The 17,332-nt window shown below is 63.4% G+C and carries 12 protein-coding genes (1 of these 12 only partly in view); 10 read left to right on the top strand and 2 right to left on the bottom strand.

Features of this window, described 5'->3' with window-relative positions:
- The first annotated feature begins 63 nt into the window (after positions 1-63).
- Positions 64-981, top strand: a complete 918-nt coding sequence (locus A9K68_RS07625) for a DMT family transporter (protein WP_065008458.1) — start codon at positions 64-66, stop codon at positions 979-981.
- Between the two features lie 27 nt (positions 982-1,008).
- On the opposite strand, the gene ubiG is transcribed toward A9K68_RS07625, so the two are convergent.
- Complete coding sequence (gene ubiG, locus A9K68_RS07630) at positions 1,009-1,758, bottom strand: bifunctional 2-polyprenyl-6-hydroxyphenol methylase/3-demethylubiquinol 3-O-methyltransferase UbiG (RefSeq protein WP_065008457.1); 750 nt, start codon at positions 1,756-1,758, stop codon at positions 1,009-1,011.
- A gap of 279 nt (positions 1,759-2,037) precedes the next feature.
- Here ubiG and A9K68_RS07635 point away from each other — a divergent pair, with 279 nt between their 5' ends.
- The 9 genes from A9K68_RS07635 to A9K68_RS07675 all read left to right on the top strand — a co-directional run bounded on the left by A9K68_RS07635 (position 2,038) and on the right by A9K68_RS07675 (position 15,709).
- On the top strand, positions 2,038-3,291 hold the full coding sequence (locus tag A9K68_RS07635) for an aspartate kinase (protein ID WP_029348549.1): 1,254 nt from the start codon (positions 2,038-2,040) through the stop codon (positions 3,289-3,291).
- Positions 3,292-3,471: 180 nt separating this feature from the next.
- Entirely contained in the window at positions 3,472-5,742 is a 2,271-nt protein-coding gene (gene ptsP, locus A9K68_RS07640) for a phosphoenolpyruvate--protein phosphotransferase (RefSeq protein ID WP_065008456.1), read from the top strand.
- Positions 5,743-5,751: 9 nt separating this feature from the next.
- Positions 5,752-6,831 (top strand): peptide chain release factor 1, encoded by a 1,080-nt coding sequence (gene prfA / locus A9K68_RS07645; RefSeq protein ID WP_065008455.1) that lies wholly within the window; start codon positions 5,752-5,754, stop codon positions 6,829-6,831.
- Positions 6,824-7,702: a peptide chain release factor N(5)-glutamine methyltransferase gene (prmC, locus tag A9K68_RS07650; protein WP_065008454.1), complete on the top strand. Its 879-nt coding sequence runs from the start codon at positions 6,824-6,826 to the stop codon at positions 7,700-7,702. The genes prfA and prmC overlap by 8 nt, the downstream gene beginning before the upstream one ends.
- Before the next feature lie 304 nt (positions 7,703-8,006).
- Positions 8,007-8,987: a DUF4167 domain-containing protein gene (locus A9K68_RS07655; RefSeq protein WP_065008453.1), complete on the top strand. Its 981-nt coding sequence runs from the start codon at positions 8,007-8,009 to the stop codon at positions 8,985-8,987.
- Between the two features lie 224 nt (positions 8,988-9,211).
- Positions 9,212-11,818 (top strand): ATP-dependent chaperone ClpB, encoded by a 2,607-nt coding sequence (clpB, locus tag A9K68_RS07660; RefSeq protein WP_065008452.1) that lies wholly within the window; start codon positions 9,212-9,214, stop codon positions 11,816-11,818.
- Between the two features lie 43 nt (positions 11,819-11,861).
- Positions 11,862-12,227 (top strand): MmcQ/YjbR family DNA-binding protein, encoded by a 366-nt coding sequence (locus A9K68_RS07665; RefSeq protein ID WP_065008451.1) that lies wholly within the window; start codon positions 11,862-11,864, stop codon positions 12,225-12,227.
- Positions 12,228-12,479: 252 nt separating this feature from the next.
- Positions 12,480-13,946: a L,D-transpeptidase family protein gene (locus A9K68_RS07670; RefSeq protein ID WP_065008450.1), complete on the top strand. Its 1,467-nt coding sequence runs from the start codon at positions 12,480-12,482 to the stop codon at positions 13,944-13,946.
- A 197-nt stretch (positions 13,947-14,143) separates the two neighbouring features.
- Entirely contained in the window at positions 14,144-15,709 is a 1,566-nt protein-coding gene (locus tag A9K68_RS07675; RefSeq protein WP_065008449.1) for an MFS transporter, read from the top strand.
- A 26-nt stretch (positions 15,710-15,735) separates the two neighbouring features.
- On the opposite strand, the gene A9K68_RS07680 is transcribed toward A9K68_RS07675, so the two are convergent.
- Positions 15,736-17,332, bottom strand: partial view of a M23 family metallopeptidase gene (locus tag A9K68_RS07680; RefSeq protein WP_065008542.1) — the 3' portion only. It continues 362 nt past the right edge of the window; only the last 1,597 of its 1,959 coding nucleotides appear in the window; its start codon lies beyond the right edge, outside the window — the gene reads right to left on this strand; it ends in the stop codon at positions 15,736-15,738.

Genomic DNA, 17,332 nt, shown 5'->3' on the forward strand with positions numbered 1-17,332 from the left:
TTCCATTATCTTATCTCAAGACGCATTGCTCGCCAAGAGCTGCAAAGACAATAAGGTGCCGTTATGAAATTTCTCTGGGATTCAGCGCCCGGCCTTTTGGTCGTCACCGGCGGCCTGCTCGGCCTGACGCTGCCGTTCGGCAAGATCGCCACGGCGGCCGGCGTTTCGGCCATGGTCTGGGCCCTCGTCATTTCGCTCGGCGCCGGCGGTGTGCTTTTGTGCGCCCTGCTTCTGCGCGGGCAACGCATCCGGCTCACCCCGCACAGGTTGCGCTACTTCGTCGTCACCGCGGCGGTGTCCTATGCATTCCCCAATCTCTTGATGTTCTCGGCCATTCCGCATCTCGGCGCCGGCTATACCGGTATCATGTTCACGCTGTCGCCAGTGGTTACCCTGGTGTTTTCGATCCTGCTCGGCGTTCGGCGCCCTAATCTGCTTGGTGTCGTCGGCATTGCCGTCGGCTTCCTTGGTGCGGTGATGGTGGCGGGGACGCGCGGCGAGGCCGGCCAACCGGCCGAATTTTTCTGGGTGGCGGTGGGGCTGCTCATTCCGGTCAGCCTTGCCGCCGGCAACATCTACCGCACGGTCGACTGGCCGGAAGGGACCGGACCGATCGAGCTTGCCGTCGGCAGCCATCTGGCATCGGCTGCGCTGCTTCTTTGCGGTATCTTCACGCTGCAGGGCGGCAGTTCGCTCGCCCTGGTCGGCGGCGTGCCAATGGTGGTCGTCGGGCAGGTCGCGTCAGCCGCGGCGATGTTCGTCTTCTTCTTCCGGCTGCAGGCGGTCGGCGGCCCGGTCTACCTCAGCCAGATCGGCTATGTCGCGGCTGCGGTCGGATTGTTTGCCGGCACTATGTTTCTCGGCGAGCACTATCGATTGCTGACCTGGGCGGGTGCTGCCATCATCATCGCCGGCGTGTTCATCACCACCAAAGCGCAAAGCCAGATCACCACAAAGGCGGGTGAGAAGGTGGCGGCGTGAGAAGGTTTCAGACGTTCGTGAGAAAGTTCAGGCGGGTGCCTTCTCCGCCAGCACCATGTAGTTGACGTCCATATCCTTCGACCGCTGCCAGCGGTCGGCGAGCGGATTGTAGGTGACGCCGGTGCGGTCGATGATGGTCAGGCCAGCGCCGGTTATCGCCTTTTCCAGCTCGTCTGGCCGCACCAGCTTGCCGAACTGGTGGGTGCCGCGCGGCAACCAGCGCAGCACATATTCGGCGCCGATAATGGCCAGGCCCAGGGCCTTCAGTGTGCGGTTGATGGTGGCCACGAACATGATGCCGCCGGGCTTAAGCATGTCGCCGCATTTGGCCACGAACAAGTCGATGTCGGCAACATGCTCGACCACTTCCATGTTGAGGATGACGTCGAATTTCTCGCCGGCGTCAGCCAGATCCTCCGCCGTCGTGGCACGGTAGTCCACCGTCACGCCGACCTCCGCCGCATGCAGCTTGGCCACTTCGATGTTGGTGGCCGATGCGTCGGCGCCGACCACTTCGGCGCCAAGCCGAGCCATCGGCTCGCACAACAGCCCGCCGCCGCAGCCGATGTCGAGGAAGCGCAGGCCCTCGAACGGCCGCGCCGCACGCGGGTCGCGGCCGAAGCGCGCCGCTACCTGGTCGCGTATATAGGCAAGCCGGATCGGATTGAACTTGTGCAGCGGGCGGAATTTGCCGTTCGGATTCCACCATTCGGCGGCAAGGGCGGAAAAGCGCTCCACTTCTCCGGCATCGATCGTCGATCGTCGGGGTTCTGGCATCGTGTGGTCTCCTCGAACGTTAGGAAGTCGGTCGAGAGCCAGCGAATGTCAAGGCAGCAAATTTCGACTGTTGCCCGTTGCGCCTATGCGACAGGTATGCGGGTACGCGCGTTGCGCTCGTGTGTCGCCTTCGCCGCCCAGGGCAAGCGGCGGCACGCCTTGCGAAACCCGTAGCATTTGGCTAAGGAGGCCGCGAATTCGGCGACCGGCCCCAGGCGGGCGCTCCCTTTCCGTTATTCGGGCGCCGGTCCGGCACCTAGTCAAAGGCATTTCGCTTCCATGGCGCGCATCGTGATGAAATTCGGCGGAACCTCCGTCGCCGACATCGCCCGCATCCGCAATGTGGCGCGCCATGTCAAACGCGAGGTCGATGCCGGCCATGAGGTTGCGGTGGTCGTCTCGGCGATGGCCGGCAAGACCAACGAGCTCGTGCAGTGGACGCGCGAAGCCTCGCCCATGCACGATGCGCGCGAATATGACGTCGTCGTCGCCTCCGGCGAGCAGGTGACCGCCGGCCTGCTGGCGATCGCGCTGCAGAACATGGGCGTCCATGCCCGCTCCTGGCAAGGTTGGCAGATCCCGATCAAGACCGACAATGCGCATGGCGCGGCGCGCATTCTCGACATTGACGGCGCGTTCCTGATCAAGCGCTTCGGCGAGGGCCAGGTGGCGGTGGTCGCCGGCTTTCAGGGCATCGGCCCGGACAATCGCATCGCCACGCTCGGCCGCGGCGGTTCCGACACCAGTGCTGTCGCCATCGCGGCGGCGGTCAAGGCCGACCGCTGCGACATCTACACCGATGTCGATGGGGTCTACACCACAGACCCGCGCATCGAGCCGAAAGCGCGGCGGCTGGCCAAGATTTCCTTCGAGGAAATGCTTGAAATGGCCTCTCTCGGCGCCAAGGTCCTGCAGGTACGCTCGGTCGAGCTTGCCATGGTGCACAGGGTGCGTACTTTCGTGCGGTCGTCCTTCGACGATCCCGACGCGCCCGGAATGGGGGATTTGCTCAATCCGCCCGGAACGCTTATTTGCGACGAGGAAGAGATCGTGGAACAGCAGGTCGTCACCGGAATTGCCTATGCCAAGGACGAAGCGCAGATTTCATTGCGCCGCGTCGGCGACCGGCCGGGCGTCGCCGCCGGCATTTTTGGGCCGCTGGCCGAGGCCAACATCAATGTCGACATGATCGTCCAGAACATTTCCGAGGACGGCAAGTTCACCGACATGACCTTCACCGTGCCGTCCGGCGATGTCGACAAGGCGCTTGCCGTGCTCGAGCGGCTGAAAACCACGATCGGCTACGACGTCGTGCAGTCGGAAGCCGGCATGTCGAAGGTCTCGGTCATCGGCATCGGCATGAGGAGCCATGCGGGCGTCGCCGCCACCGCTTTCAAGGCGTTGGCCGACAAGGCGATCAACATCCGTGCGATCACCACCTCCGAGATCAAGATTTCGATCCTGATCGACGGTCCCTACACCGAACTTGCGGTTCGCACTTTGCATTCCGTCTACGGTCTGGATAAGCAGTAGCAGACTGCATCGGCTCGAGAATCGGAGTCGATTTCGGAAAGCACGATGCAGCAGATCGAAAGTCTTAGAGCGTCCTTTGGCGTCCAATTGGACGCATGGCGCTCTAATTGAGTTGTTGCGTGAGCGCCAGCCGCGGGAGAAACTGCGGCGGGCAAAATGTCCATTGGAGAACAAGCCGCGATGCGTGATACGGCCAGTGGCCCGCGCGTTTTGCTGAAACGGCTCCGCGAGCTCATGCAGGAGCCGCTGGAGCCGCAGGAGCGGCTCGACCGCATCGTGCGCGATATTGCCGCCAATATGGTCGCCGAAGTGTGCTCGCTCTATGTGCTGCGCGCCGATTCAGTGCTCGAACTCTATGCCACCGAGGGTCTGAACCCGAACGCCGTCCATTTGGCGCAGCTCAGGCTGGGGGAAGGCCTCGTCGGCACGATCGCGGCCTCAGCACGGCCGCTCAATCTCTCCAATGCGCAGGAACATCCAGCCTTCGCCTATCTGCCGGAGACGGGGGAAGAGATCTACAATTCCTTCCTCGGCGTGCCGGTGCTCAGGGCAGGGCGCACGCTCGGTGTGCTGGTCGTCCAGAACAAGACCATGCGCCACTATCGCGACGACGAGGTCGAGGCGCTGGAAACGACGGCGATGGTGATCGCCGAGATGATCGCCACCGGCGACCTTGCCCGGCTGACCCGGCCCGGGCTCGAACTCGACCTGCGCCGCCCGGTGAGCTTTACCGGCCTGTCCTTCAACGAAGGCGTCGGGCTCGGTCATGTCGTGCTGCACGAGCCGCGCATCGTCGTCACCAATCTGTTCAACGAGGACAGCGATGAGGAGATCAAGCGGCTCGATGCATCCCTCGGCTCGCTCAGGCTCTCCATCGACGACATGCTGGAACGCCGCGAAGTCGCCTTCGAGGGCGAGCATCGCCAGGTGCTCGAAGCCTATCGCATGTTCGCCAACGACAGCGGCTGGGTGCGCCGGCTGGAAGAGGCGATCCGCAACGGCCTGACGGCGGAAGCAGCGGTGGAAAAAGTGCAGAGCGACATGCGTGCCCGCATGCTGCACATGACCGATCCGTATCTGCGCGAGCGAATGAGCGATTTCGACGATCTCGCCAATCGGTTGCTACGCCAGTTGATGGGGCGAGGGCCGGACGATGTCGCGGCCTCGCTACCGAAGGACGCCATCATCGTCGCCCGCTCGATGGGGGCTGCCGAACTGCTCGATTATCCCAGAGACAAGCTGCGCGGGCTGGTGCTCGAGGACGGCGCGGCGACCAGCCACGTCGTTATCGTGGCGCGGGCCATGGGCATACCGGTCGCGGGCCAGATGAGGGGCGCCGTTTCCATGGCGGAAAACGGCGACGCCATCATTGTCGACGGCGAAGAAGGCGCGATCCATCTGCGCCCTCAGCCCGACCTCGAAGCCGCCTATGCCGAAAAGGTCCGCTTCCGGGCGCGGCGGCAGGAGGTCTATCGCGAACTGCGCAAGAAGCCGTCGGTGACCAAGGACGGCGTCCAGGTCGACCTTTTGATGAATGCGGGCCTGGCCGTCGATCTGCCGCAGCTTGCGGAGGCGGGCGCCGCCGGCATCGGCCTGTTCCGCACCGAGCTGCAATTCATGGTCGCCTCGACCTTTCCGCGTGCGGAAGCCCAGGAACGGCTCTACCGCGACGTGCTCGACGCGGCGCGCGGCAAGCCGGTGACCTTCCGCACCATCGATATCGGCGGCGACAAGGTGCTGCCCTACTTCAAGGACACGATCCAGGAAGAGAACCCGGCGCTCGGCTGGCGCGCCATCCGCCTGACGCTCGACCGGCCGGGCCTGTTGCGTACCCAAATCCGTGCACTTCTAAAGGCCTGCGGTGGGCGTGAACTGAAGCTGATGCTGCCTATGGTGACGGAGCTCGGCGAGATCGCACAGGCGCGCGAAATCATCGATCGCGAGGTGCGGCATCTGTCGCGTTTTGCCCATCATCTGCCGACCAGCCTGAAGCTTGGGGCCATGCTGGAAGTGCCGTCGCTGCTGTTCCAGCTCGACGAGCTGATGAAGGCCGTCGATTTCGTCTCGGTCGGCTCGAACGATCTGTTCCAGTTCGTTATGGCCGTCGATCGCGGCAACACGCAGCTCTCCGACCGTTTCGATGCGCTGTCGACGCCGTTCCTGCGCGTTCTGAAGCAGATTGCCGACGCCGGGGTGCGCAATCAGACCTCGGTGACCTTGTGCGGCGAACTGGCGGGCAAGCCGATCTCGGCGATGGCGCTGATCGGCCTTGGCTACCGGTCGATCTCGATGTCGCCGGCTTCGATCGGTCCGGTCAAGGCGATGCTGACGGAACTGCCGCTAGCCGAGCTGGAGACGTTCTTCGACGACAATCTTATGGCGCCGGCCTACGGGTTGCCGATGCGGGCGCTGCTGCAAGCCTTTGCCGACGACCGCTCCATTCCGTTGTAGACCTTCACCATGATCAACCTGCCCCGCGACCGTATGGATCAAGTCGTCAAGCGTTTCGATATGCTCGAAGCGCAAATGTCGGCCGGGCCGGCGGCGGACGCGTATGTCAGGATGGCGTCGGAATATGCCGACATGCAGGAGATGGTGGCAAAGATCAGGCAGCTGCGTGGCGCCGAGCATGAACAGGCCGACTTGCAGGCGATGCTCGCCGACAAAAGCACCGATGCCGAAATGCGGGCATTGGCCGAGGCCGATCTGCCCGAGGTCAGGGAACGCATCGAGGCGCTGCAGAGGGACATCCAGATCCTGCTTCTGCCCAAGGATGCCGCAGACGACAAGAACGCCATCCTCGAAATCCGCGCCGGCACCGGCGGCGACGAGGCGGCTCTCTTTGCTGGCGACCTGTTCCGCATGTACGAACGCTATGCTGCGGCACGCGGCTGGCGTTTCGAGACGGTGTCGGCGAGCGAGGGTGAGGTCGGCGGCTACAAGGAAATCATCGCCACCATTTCGGGCAAGGGGGTCTTCGCCCATCTGAAATTCGAGTCCGGTGTGCATCGTGTGCAGCGCGTGCCGGCGACCGAGGCCGGCGGGCGCATCCATACCTCGGCGGCGACGGTTGCGGTGCTGCCCGAAGCGGAAGAGGTCGACATCGACATCAGGGCCGAAGACATCCGCATCGACACGATGCGCGCCTCGGGTTCGGGTGGCCAGCACGTCAACACCACCGATTCGGCGGTGCGCATCACCCATCTGCCGACCGGCATCATGGTGGTGCAGGCGGAGAAGTCGCAGCACCAGAACCGGGCGAAAGCCATGCAGATCCTGCGCGCCAGGCTTTACGACATCGAGCGCAGCAAGGCTGACGAGGAACGCTCCGAATCGCGCAAATCGCAGGTCGGTTCGGGCGATCGCTCGGAGCGCATCCGCACCTATAATTTCCCGCAGGGCCGCGTCACCGACCATCGCATCAATTTGACGCTCTATAAGCTCGACCGGGTGATGATGGGCGAACTCGACGAGATCATCGACGCGCTGATTGCCGACCACCAGTCGAAGCTGCTCGCCGATATCGGCCTCGATGGCTGACAATCTGCCCGGTACATTAGGGCCACTGCTGAAAGCGGCGCGGGCACGCCTTGCCGCGGCCGCAGTCGCCGATCCGGCGCTGGATGCAAGGCTGATCGTCGAACATATTTCCGGCATGACCCGCACACAAGCCATCGCCGATCCCGAATGCAGGGTCGATGCCGGCGCGATTGCCGAGATCGATTCAGCCCTGAGGCGGCGGATCGCCGGCGAGCCGGTGCATCGCATCCTGGGTTATCGCGAATTCTACGGCTTGCGCCTGTCGCTGTCACCGGAAACGCTTGAGCCGCGACCGGACACCGAAACGCTGGTCGAAGCGGTGCTGCCCTTCGTGAAGGCGACAGCGGAACGGCAAGGCCAATGCCGCATCCTCGATCTCGGCAGCGGCACCGGCGCCATCGCGCTGGCGCTGCTCAGCGCCGTTCCGGCGGCGGTCGCTACCGGTGTCGATATTTCGCAAGGCGCGCTGGCAACCGCCATGCGCAATGCCAGGGAATTGGGGTTAGCCGACCGGTTCCAGGTGCTCAAATCCGACTGGTTCGAAAAAGTTTTTGGCCGATACCATGTAATTGCCGCTAACCCTCCCTATATAGCAACCATAGACATTGAAAATCTGCAGGACGAAGTCCGCGATTTCGATCCACGCCAAGCCCTCGACGGCGGCGTGGATGGTCTGAGTCCCTACAGGATCATCGCCGCGGAAGCGGCAGGTTTTTTGGAAGCCGAGGGCAGGATTGCGGTCGAGATCGGCCACACCCAACGCAAAGAGATTACGGGCATATTCTCCGCAGCCGGCTATGTGCCGGCGGGGGTATTCCGCGACTTTGGCGGAAACGAGAGGGTTCTGATCTTTGAACTGACAAAGCCGTGATGCAGTGCGAAAAAAGCGCTTGGCAATGCCGGGGAATGCGGCTAGGGTCGCCTTAACCGGATGAGACGAAGCAGGCAGTGCTCTTAGCGATTCGGTTTCCTTGGAAATAGCTGCCTTCTTGCGCAAACGACGCCCAAGCTTCGTGCGGGAATCGTCCGACAAGTGATGTAACCGGAACAGGATGACACGTGGCGCCAACGCAATCGATGCGGGCGAACGCCGGTGAAGAGACGAAACGGGTGGCTGCATGAGCGCCTCCGTTCGTGAAAAAGGTTTTCGAAAATTCAAAATTGAAGAGAGTCGAATGAGGCCACAACAGCAGAACAGGCGCATGCGCGGTCGCAATAACAATGGCGGCGGCAATAACAACAACAATAACCGCAAGGGCCCAAATCCCCTGACGCGCAACTACGAGAGCAACGGTCCGGATGTGAAGATCCGCGGATCGGCTCAGCAGATCGCCGAAAAATACGCGACCCTTGCCCGTGACGCGCAAAGCTCCGGCGACCGGGTGATGGCGGAAAACTATCTCCAGCACGCCGAGCACTACAATCGCATCATCGCTGCCGCGCAGGCGCAGTTACCGATCCAGAGCGCTCAGCAGAACCGCGACGATTTCGACGATGACGGCGACGAAGATCGCGACGAGTTCGACAATGCCGGCAACAGCAATGTCGGTGAGACTGCGGCTCCGGTGGTCAACCACGGTGGCGGCCCGCAGCCGGTCATCGACGGCACGCCAGCCGAGTTGGCGTTCAACCAGGAAAACGGCCGCGACAATCGGGATAATGGTGGGCGCGATACCGGTGGGCGCGACAATAGTGGGCGCGACAATGGCGGCCGCCATCGCGACCGTCGCCCCAATGGCGGCTACGGCCAGCGCGGCGAATTTGGTGCGCGCGGCGAACAGGGCGGACAACGCGACGATCAGAACCGGCGCGACGATCAGAACCGGCGCGGCGATCAGAGCCGGCGCAACGAGACACCGGTGCAGAACGAGACGCTCATACAGGCTGAAACTGTGTCTCCGGTCGAGCCGGTTTCTGTGGCCGAACCCGCGCCGCAGTTCGAAAGCTTTTCGCCGGCGGCTCTGGCTGCCCAGGCCGAGATGAACGAAGCAGCCGCCGAAAGCGGCGCTGCCCGCCGCCCCAGGCGTCCGCGCCGTCCGCGCGTCAACGCTGATCAGGTGGATGGCGGTAACGACAATGCTGGCGCCGATAACGTGAATGCAGCGCCGGCGGAAGACGCCGGTGGCGAGCCTGCCATCATCGACGTCAACAACTGATCGAGCAAGGCCTTCAGACTTTCTTGGACGGCGGAGAGAAATCTCCGCCGTTTTTGTTTTGCGCACCCGGGCAATATTATGCATTCACCATTATTGGGACGCCTTGAGGGTCCGTGGTTTGCGCCCCATATCTCGCGTGAACAGGACCCGGCTCGAACGGGCGGGTCCGTCACCGCAATCTGATCCGGTGCCGCAAAGCGGGCCGGTGACGGAAGGAGACAGAGATGAACCTTGAAAAATATTCCGAGCGCGTGCGAGGCTTCATCCAGTCCGCGCAGACCTTGGCGCTCTCGCGCAACCACCAGCAATTCACTCCGGAACATATATTGAAAGTGCTCGTCGACGACGACGAGGGCTTGGCCGCGTCGTTGATCGAGCGCGCCGGCGGCAGCGTCCGCGACGTCAAGCTTGGCGTCGAGACGGCACTTGAGGCGATGCCCAAGGTGGAAGGCGGCAACGGCCAGCTCTATCTGGCGCAGCCGCTGGCCAAGGTGTTCTCGACCGCCGAGGAACTGGCCAAGAAGGCCGGCGACAGTTTCGTTACGGTCGAGAGGCTGCTGACGGCGCTGGCGGTCGAGAAATCCGCCAAGACTGCCGACATCCTCACCAAGGCCGGCGTGACGCCACAGGCGCTGAACCAGGTGATCAACGACGTCCGCAAGGGTCGCACCGCCGATTCGGCGAGCGCCGAGCAGGGCTATGATGCGCTGAAGAAGTACGCGCGCGACCTGACCGCCGACGGCCGCGCCGGCAAGCTCGACCCGGTCATCGGCCGCGACGACGAGATCCGCCGCACCATCCAGGTGCTCTCGCGCCGCACCAAGAACAATCCGGTGCTCATCGGTGAACCCGGCGTCGGCAAGACGGCGATCGCCGAAGGTCTGGCGTTGCGCATCGTCAACGGCGACGTGCCGGAATCGCTCAAGGACAAGCAGTTGATGGCGCTCGACATGGGGTCGCTGATCGCCGGTGCCAAATACCGCGGCGAATTCGAAGAGCGGCTGAAGGCGGTCCTTTCGGAAGTTACCGCTGCCGCTGGCGGCATCATCCTGTTCATCGATGAGATGCACACGCTGGTCGGCGCCGGCAAGGCGGATGGCGCCATGGATGCGTCGAACCTGTTGAAGCCGGCGCTGGCACGCGGCGAACTCCACTGTGTGGGCGCGACGACGCTCGACGAATACCGGAAGCATGTCGAGAAGGACGCCGCCCTTGCCCGCCGCTTCCAGCCGGTCTTCGTCAATGAACCGACCGTCGAAGACACCGTCTCCATTCTGCGCGGCCTGAAGGAAAAATACGAGCAGCACCACAAGGTGCGCATCTCGGATTCGGCGCTGGTCGCTGCGGCGTCGCTGTCCAACCGCTATATCGCCGACCGGTTCCTGCCGGACAAGGCCATCGACCTTGTCGACGAGGCCGCGTCGCGGCTCCGGATGCAGGTCGATTCGAAGCCCGAAGCGCTAGACGAGATCGACCGCCGCATCATGCAGCTCAAGATCGAGCGTGAGGCGCTGAAGGTCGAGAAGGACGACGCGTCAAAGGACCGGCTCGCCCGCCTCGAAAAGGATCTTTCCGCTCTGGAAGAAGAATCGACCGAACTGACCTCGAAGTGGCAGTCCGAGAAGCAGAAGCTCGGGCTCGCGGCCGATCTGAAGAAACAGCTCGACGAGGCCCGAAACGAGCTCGCCATTGCCCAGCGCAAGGGTGAATTCCAGCGCGCCGGCGAGCTTGCCTATGGCAAGATTCCGGAACTCGAAAAAAAGCTGACGCAGGCCGAGGCGCAAGACGGCAAGGTCGGCATGGTCGAAGAGGTGGTCACCCCCGACCACGTCGCCCATATCGTATCGCGCTGGACCGGCATTCCGGTCGACAAGATGCTGCAAGGCGAGCGGGACAAGCTGCTGCGCATGGAAGACGAGATCGGCAAGCGCGTCGTCGGCCAGGGCGAGGCGGTGCAAGCCGTGTCGAAAGCCGTTCGCCGTGCCCGCGCCGGCCTGCAGGATCCGAACCGGCCGATCGGCTCGTTCATGTTCCTCGGACCGACGGGCGTTGGCAAGACCGAGCTGACCAAGGCGCTCGCCAACTTCCTGTTCGACGACGAGAGCGCCATGGTGCGCATCGATATGTCGGAATTCATGGAGAAACACTCGGTCGCCCGGCTGATCGGCGCGCCTCCCGGCTATGTCGGCTATGAGGAAGGCGGGGCACTGACCGAAGCGGTGCGGCGCCGGCCCTACCAGGTCGTGCTGTTCGACGAGATCGAGAAGGCGCATCCGGACGTGTTCAACGTGCTGCTGCAGGTGCTCGACGACGGCCGCCTGACCGACGGGCAGGGCCGCACGGTCGATTTTCGCAACACGCTGATTATCATGACGTCGAACCTCGGCGCCGAATATCTGGTCAATCTCAACGAGAACCAGGACGTCGATGCCGTACGTGACGAGGTGATGAGCGTGGTGCGGGTATCGTTCCGGCCGGAGTTCCTTAACCGCGTCGATGAAGTGATCCTGTTCCACCGGCTGCGCCGGCAGGATATGGGCCGCATCGTCGAGATCCAACTCAAGCGACTGGAAAACCTGCTCGTCGATCGCAAGATCACGCTTTCGCTGGACCAGGAGGCGATCGACTGGCTGGCGGCCAAGGGCTACGATCCGGCCTATGGCGCGCGGCCGCTGAAGCGGGTGATGCAAAAGGAACTGCAGGACCCGCTGGCGGAGAAGATACTGCTCGGCGACATCCTCGACGGTTCGACCGTCAAGGTCACCGCAGGTTCCGACCGGTTGAACTTCCGCTCTAAGCCGACGGTCATGGCGACCGAGGCGGCGGCCTGATTCGAGGCCGCCACATAATTAAACACTCAACGGCGGGGCGCAGATGACGCTGGATGACTACAACAGCTTCTGCGCCTCGCTGCAGTCGACGAGCCATGTCGTCCAGTGGGGCGGCGCCCATGTCTGGAAGGTCGGAGCCAAGGTCTTTGCGATAGGCGGTTGGAGTGAGGGCAAGGAGCCGTTCGTCACCTTCAAATGTTCCGACATCGCTTATGACATCTTGAAGGAACAGCCGGGCCTTCGGCCCGCGCCCTATCTTGCGTCACGCGGCATGAAATGGATCCAGCGCCAGACAAGCCAAAGCATGGATGATGAGGCGCTGAAGGACTATCTGCGTGAAAGCCATCGCCTTGTCGTACTCAAGCTGACGAAGCAGGCGCGCAAGGAATTGGGACTCGCCGCCAGCTAGCTATGTTGCTCTTATCACCAGAAATCCGCCATCTTCATGCCCGGTTCATGTTGGAACCTTATGGTCGGCAACTGATTTGCTGGCGAAGGGGTTCGCCTGCCGCATAGGCCCGAACTTCGAATTCGATTTTCGGAAAGCCTAGTGCGAAGATTTTAACAATTAGAGCGTCCTTTGCGCGTCCGAAGGGACGCGCGGCGCTCTAAAGAGACAACGCCGGGCGGCGGCAATTACGGACCGGAGAATTTGGCCAACATGTTCCGCACGATCTTCACCCTTTCGGCGCTCGCCGCCGGGCTGCTTTCTTCGAGCGCGATGGCCGCACCGACGGAGGACATCGCGCCGCGATCTGCCCGTGCGGCCAATGCCGGTGGTGTGCTGGTGGCCCAGAACGGCGATTTCGACGTCTATTACGACGCCAGGGGGAACCGCGTCATCGTCGATGCGGAAACCGGCCAGGTCCTCGCCATCCAGCCGCCGCAGACCAGGTTCGACCGCCGCGCGCTCCGCCGCGAGCGCCTGCGCAATCTCGGACCGGTCGAGGACGACCGTTATTATCTCGACGACCCGGAAGACATGGCGCGCTTGCGCCGCAGGCAATTGGAAGAGGAAGGCCTGATCGTCGTACCGCCGGTCGACCAATACGATCCCTACAGCGACAATTCGGTGGAAGCTTTTCCCGAAGCGCCGCTGGATGACGGCAGCTATGGCAACGATTATCCGGAAGCGCCGCAGCCGATAAAGCCGCGCACCGTCAAGCGCCAGCCGCTCGACGAGGCTTCGATCGAACCGGTCGAGCCGACGGCCCCGGGCGACCAGGCGGCATTGCCGCCAAAGATCGGCGGCAAGACTGTCGCCGATCCGTCGCTTTCACTCGGTGCACGACAGGATGTTGCTGCGTTGCAAGTGCTGCTCGACCGCGCCGGCGCTTCGCCCGGCGTCGTCGACGGACGCTTCGGCTCGAATGTCGACAAGGCGCTCGCCGCCTACAACGAGATCACCGGCAGCAATCTGCGGTCGACCGATGTGGTTGGCATCCAGGCAGCCCTTGAGCAGTCCGGCGGCGATGCTTTCGCCTCCTACAGCATCACGCCCGAGGATGCGGCCGGCCCCTATGTCGCCTCGGTGCCGGAAGACTACGGCCAGAAGGCGCAGCTCGACCGGCTGAGTTACACCTCCGTCACCGAGGCGCTGGCCGAGCGGTTCCATATGGACGAGAACTATCTGAAGGCGCTCAATCCGGAAGCCAATTTCAACCGTCCAGGCACGATCATCAAGGTCGCCAATTTCGGCAGGCTGGTGGCGGCGCCGGTGGCGCGCATCATCGCCGACAAGGGCAAGAAGCAGGTCCGCGCCTATGACGCGTCGGGCAAGCTAATCGCGGCCTATCCAGCCACCATCGGCTCGGCGGACACGCCTTCGCCCACCGGCACGCACGCGGTGTCGCGGGTCGCGTTAGATCCGAACTACACCTACAATCCGAACATCAATTTCAAGCAGGGCGAAAACAACAAGATCCTGACCATCCCGCCGGGCCCGAATGGCCCCGTCGGCTCGGTCTGGATTGCGCTGGACAAGCCGACCTACGGCATTCACGGCACGCCTGACCCCTCCAAGATCGGCAAAACCGAAAGCCATGGCTGCGTCCGGCTGACCAATTGGGACGCGCGCGAACTGGCAAAAATCGTGTCGCCGGGCGTCACGGTGGAATTCATCGACTGACCGCCTTATCGCAAATCACTGCACCCCCGGGTCGGCTCGGGGGCAGGCTTTTTGGCGACGTGCATTATCCGCCGATGATTTTCGCAAGTGAAGGAGCCGCGGTCCAACGGCATCGAAACGCCGATCCTGTTCTGGTTTCAACGACAGCAGTCCTCTGGCCGGTTGTTGCCAGCGCATGGGAGGGCTAAGCAGGCTTCATGCGCTCTCCAAGCGAAGTCGGCGCCGAAGCCGTCCCCCTGGCCAGGCCTCTGCCGGCCGATACGTTTTGCCCGCAATCGCGGCGCAGCTTCGTGCTGATCGCGGCGATCCTGGCTTCGGCGCTCGGCTTCATCGACGGTTCGATCCTGGCCATCGCCACACCGGCGATCCGCGTCGATCTTGGCGCAAGTTTCGCCGAGGCGCAGTGGATTTCAAACTCCTATGCGCTGACGCTTTCGGCACTCATCCTTGTCGGCGGCGCCGCGGGCGACCGTTTTGGCCTGCGGCATGCTTTTGTGGCAGGCATCGCGCTGTTCATTGCCGCCTCGCTTGCCTGCGCGGTGGCGCCGAACCCGCCGGTGCTCATTGCGTTTCGCGCCATTCAGGGCATCGGTGCTGCCATGATGGTGCCGGGCAGCCTCGCCATTATCGCCAAGGCCTATCCGAAGAAGGAGCGCGGCAGGGCGATCGGCATCTGGGCGGCGGCCTCGGCGCTGACGACGGCGCTTGGCCCGGTGCTGGGCGGCGTTGTCTTGTCGGCCTTCGGCGACGGCATCTGGCGGGCGATCTTCGCGATCAATCTGCCGCTTGGTCTTGTCTCGATCTACCTCCTGCTCGCCAAGGTTCCGGCCGACGCACCGACCGAAATGCGCAGCCTCGATCTCGGCGGCGCTGCCCTCGCCACCTTGGCGTTCGGAGCGCTTGCCTACGGCTTGACCTCGATGAGCGCAGAGGGCGAGGGGCAAATGTCCGGCGCGAGCATCGCCGCCGGCGCGCTGCTGCTCATCATGTTCATTGTCTTCGAGCGCCGGCAGCGCGAACCGATGATCGATCTCTCGCTGTTTCGGGTCGGCGCCTTTGCCGGCGCCAATGTGGCGACCTTCTTCCTCTATTTCGCCCTGTCGGCCAACCTGTTCTATCTGCCGATGCTGCTCATCGCCGGATGGGGGCTGAGCGCGGCTGAGGTCGGCTTCATCTTCCTGCCGCTGTCGGTCTTGATCGCGCTGTTGTCGGGGCCGGTCGGCCAGTGGTCCGACCGGATCGGGCCACGTTTTCCGATCGCCAGCGGCAGTCTGGTCGTCGCTGTCGCCTTTGCCGGGCTTGCCTTGCTGGCCTACGCCGGCATCCACAGTTTCTGGTGGGGAGTGTTTCCGCTGATGGCGCTGATGGGGCTCGGCATGGCGCTGGTCGTGTCGCCGCTGTCGACGGCGGTGATGACGGCAGTCGAGGACAAGGATACGGGTGCTGCTTCGGGAATCAACAATGCCGTCTCGCGCATTGGCGGCCTGATCGCAGTGGCGGCGATGGGGTCACTAGCGGCCTGGGTCTATGCGGCAGTGCTGAATAGCGGTGCCGCATCCGGCATTCCGGGTTTCGGCGAACCGGCGCCGGCGGGCCTGGCACCGGATCTCGATGCAGTAAGGCTTGCCGCCAGCGATGCAGCTTTCGCAGCCGTCGCCTTGGCGACCGCGCTGCTTTGCCTGCTCTCGGCGATCGTGGCGTGGACGACCGTCTCCGGCGAACGACTGCCATGGTCGCGTGTATCTGAGACTCCGCAGAGCTGAGGAGCCCGGAAGGCTTCCAGGTCAGCTCACCCTTCGATCTTGGCGCTCGCGACCTTCAGCGAATCACTGTCTTCCTGATTGAGCAGATCATCGATGCGCCCGCGCTCGCGCTTGAAGGCGACGAGGTCGTCGCCCTTCAGCACCTTGCCGACCGGCAGGCGAACGCGCATCGGATCGACCTTGGTGCCGTTGACGATCAGCTCGTAGTGGAGATGCGGACCGGTGGCGAGGCCGGTCTGGCCGAGAAAGCCGATGGTCTGGCCTTGGCGGACGCGGACGCCCGGCGCGATGCCTTTGGCAAATGCGCTCTGGTGATTGTAGGAGGTCTCGTAGCCATTGGCGTGGCGGATGATGATCTGTTTGCCATAGCCGCCGGCCCAGCCGGCCTTCTCGACGACACCGTTGCCGGCAGCGATGATCGGCGTGCCGATGGCGGCTGACCAATCGACGCCGGTATGCATGCGCACATAGCCGAGGATCGGATGCCTGCGGGCACCGAAGCCGGAGCGGAATTTTCCTGCGGGCAGGGGATTGCGCAGCAGGAATTGCTGGGCGCTGCGGCCGTCCTCGTCGAAATAGTCGGTACTGCCGTCCTGCATCTGAAACCGATAGAAGTTGCGCGTCGTGCCGCCGAACGTCGCCGAGACATAGAGCAGCTCGGATTCGTCGGATGCCTGGTCGTCGCCATCCGGCTGCGAGAACAGCACCTCGATGCGGTCCGACGGATTGAGCCGCGACTGGAAATCGACACCGGACGCCAGGAGCTTGATCAGCCGCTTGGTCATCGCCTTGGACATGCCGTAGGAATAGGCGGCGCGGTAGATGCCGTCATAGACGTTCGGCAGATTGCCGCGCACGACAACCGGCGGCGAATCATCGAACGCGGTCAGCAATTCGGGATTGGGCTCCGGCTCCTGCGCCGGCACATATTGGCCGTGATCATCGAGCGCGATGGTGACGATATGCTGGGCCCTGTCGTAGATGCCGGTGCGAACGACCTTGGCGGCGTCGCCATGGACCTCGAGGCCGACGCGCAGCACGGTTCCCGCCTTGAGCGCTGTCGCATTCAGCAATTTGGCGATCGCCTCGGCCATGCCGGTGGCGTCCTCGCCCGTATAGCCCGAATCGGCAAATGCCTCGACAATGTTGCGGTCCCTGGTGAAGGGGATGATCTCCTCGGCGAAGGCTGGCGCCTGATCATCAGGGGCAGCACGCGGCGACACCGAGACGTTTTCCGGGACGATCCTGACGTCGTAGGAGCCGGCCATGCTCTCGGCGAATGCATCGCCGAATCGCTGCGGGTCGACATAATGCAGCGACGCGACCTGCACGGCGCCGTCGCTCAGGCCCGTGCCGGCCTGGCGCACCACCTTTTCCACCTCGTCGGCGGACAAGTCACTCTTTTCGTCGAAGGCCGCCTTCTCGATCGGGAAATCGACCGTCTTCAGGCTCATCTCGCTTTCGACCTTGGCGCCATAGATCTGGCCGGCGGCGGTCGCCGGCTGACCGGCATTGCCGTCGCGGTCGTCGCCAAACACCTGCATCGGGTTGAAAGGCGGATAGGCTCGGCTGGTCGTGTGCCCGGCGGCAAGCGCCATCTTGATCTGCACGAAAGGCATGGTG

Source organism: Mesorhizobium sp. AA22, from assembly GCF_001672375.2.
In the GTDB taxonomy this organism is placed as follows: domain Bacteria; phylum Pseudomonadota; class Alphaproteobacteria; order Rhizobiales; family Rhizobiaceae; genus Mesorhizobium; species Mesorhizobium wenxiniae.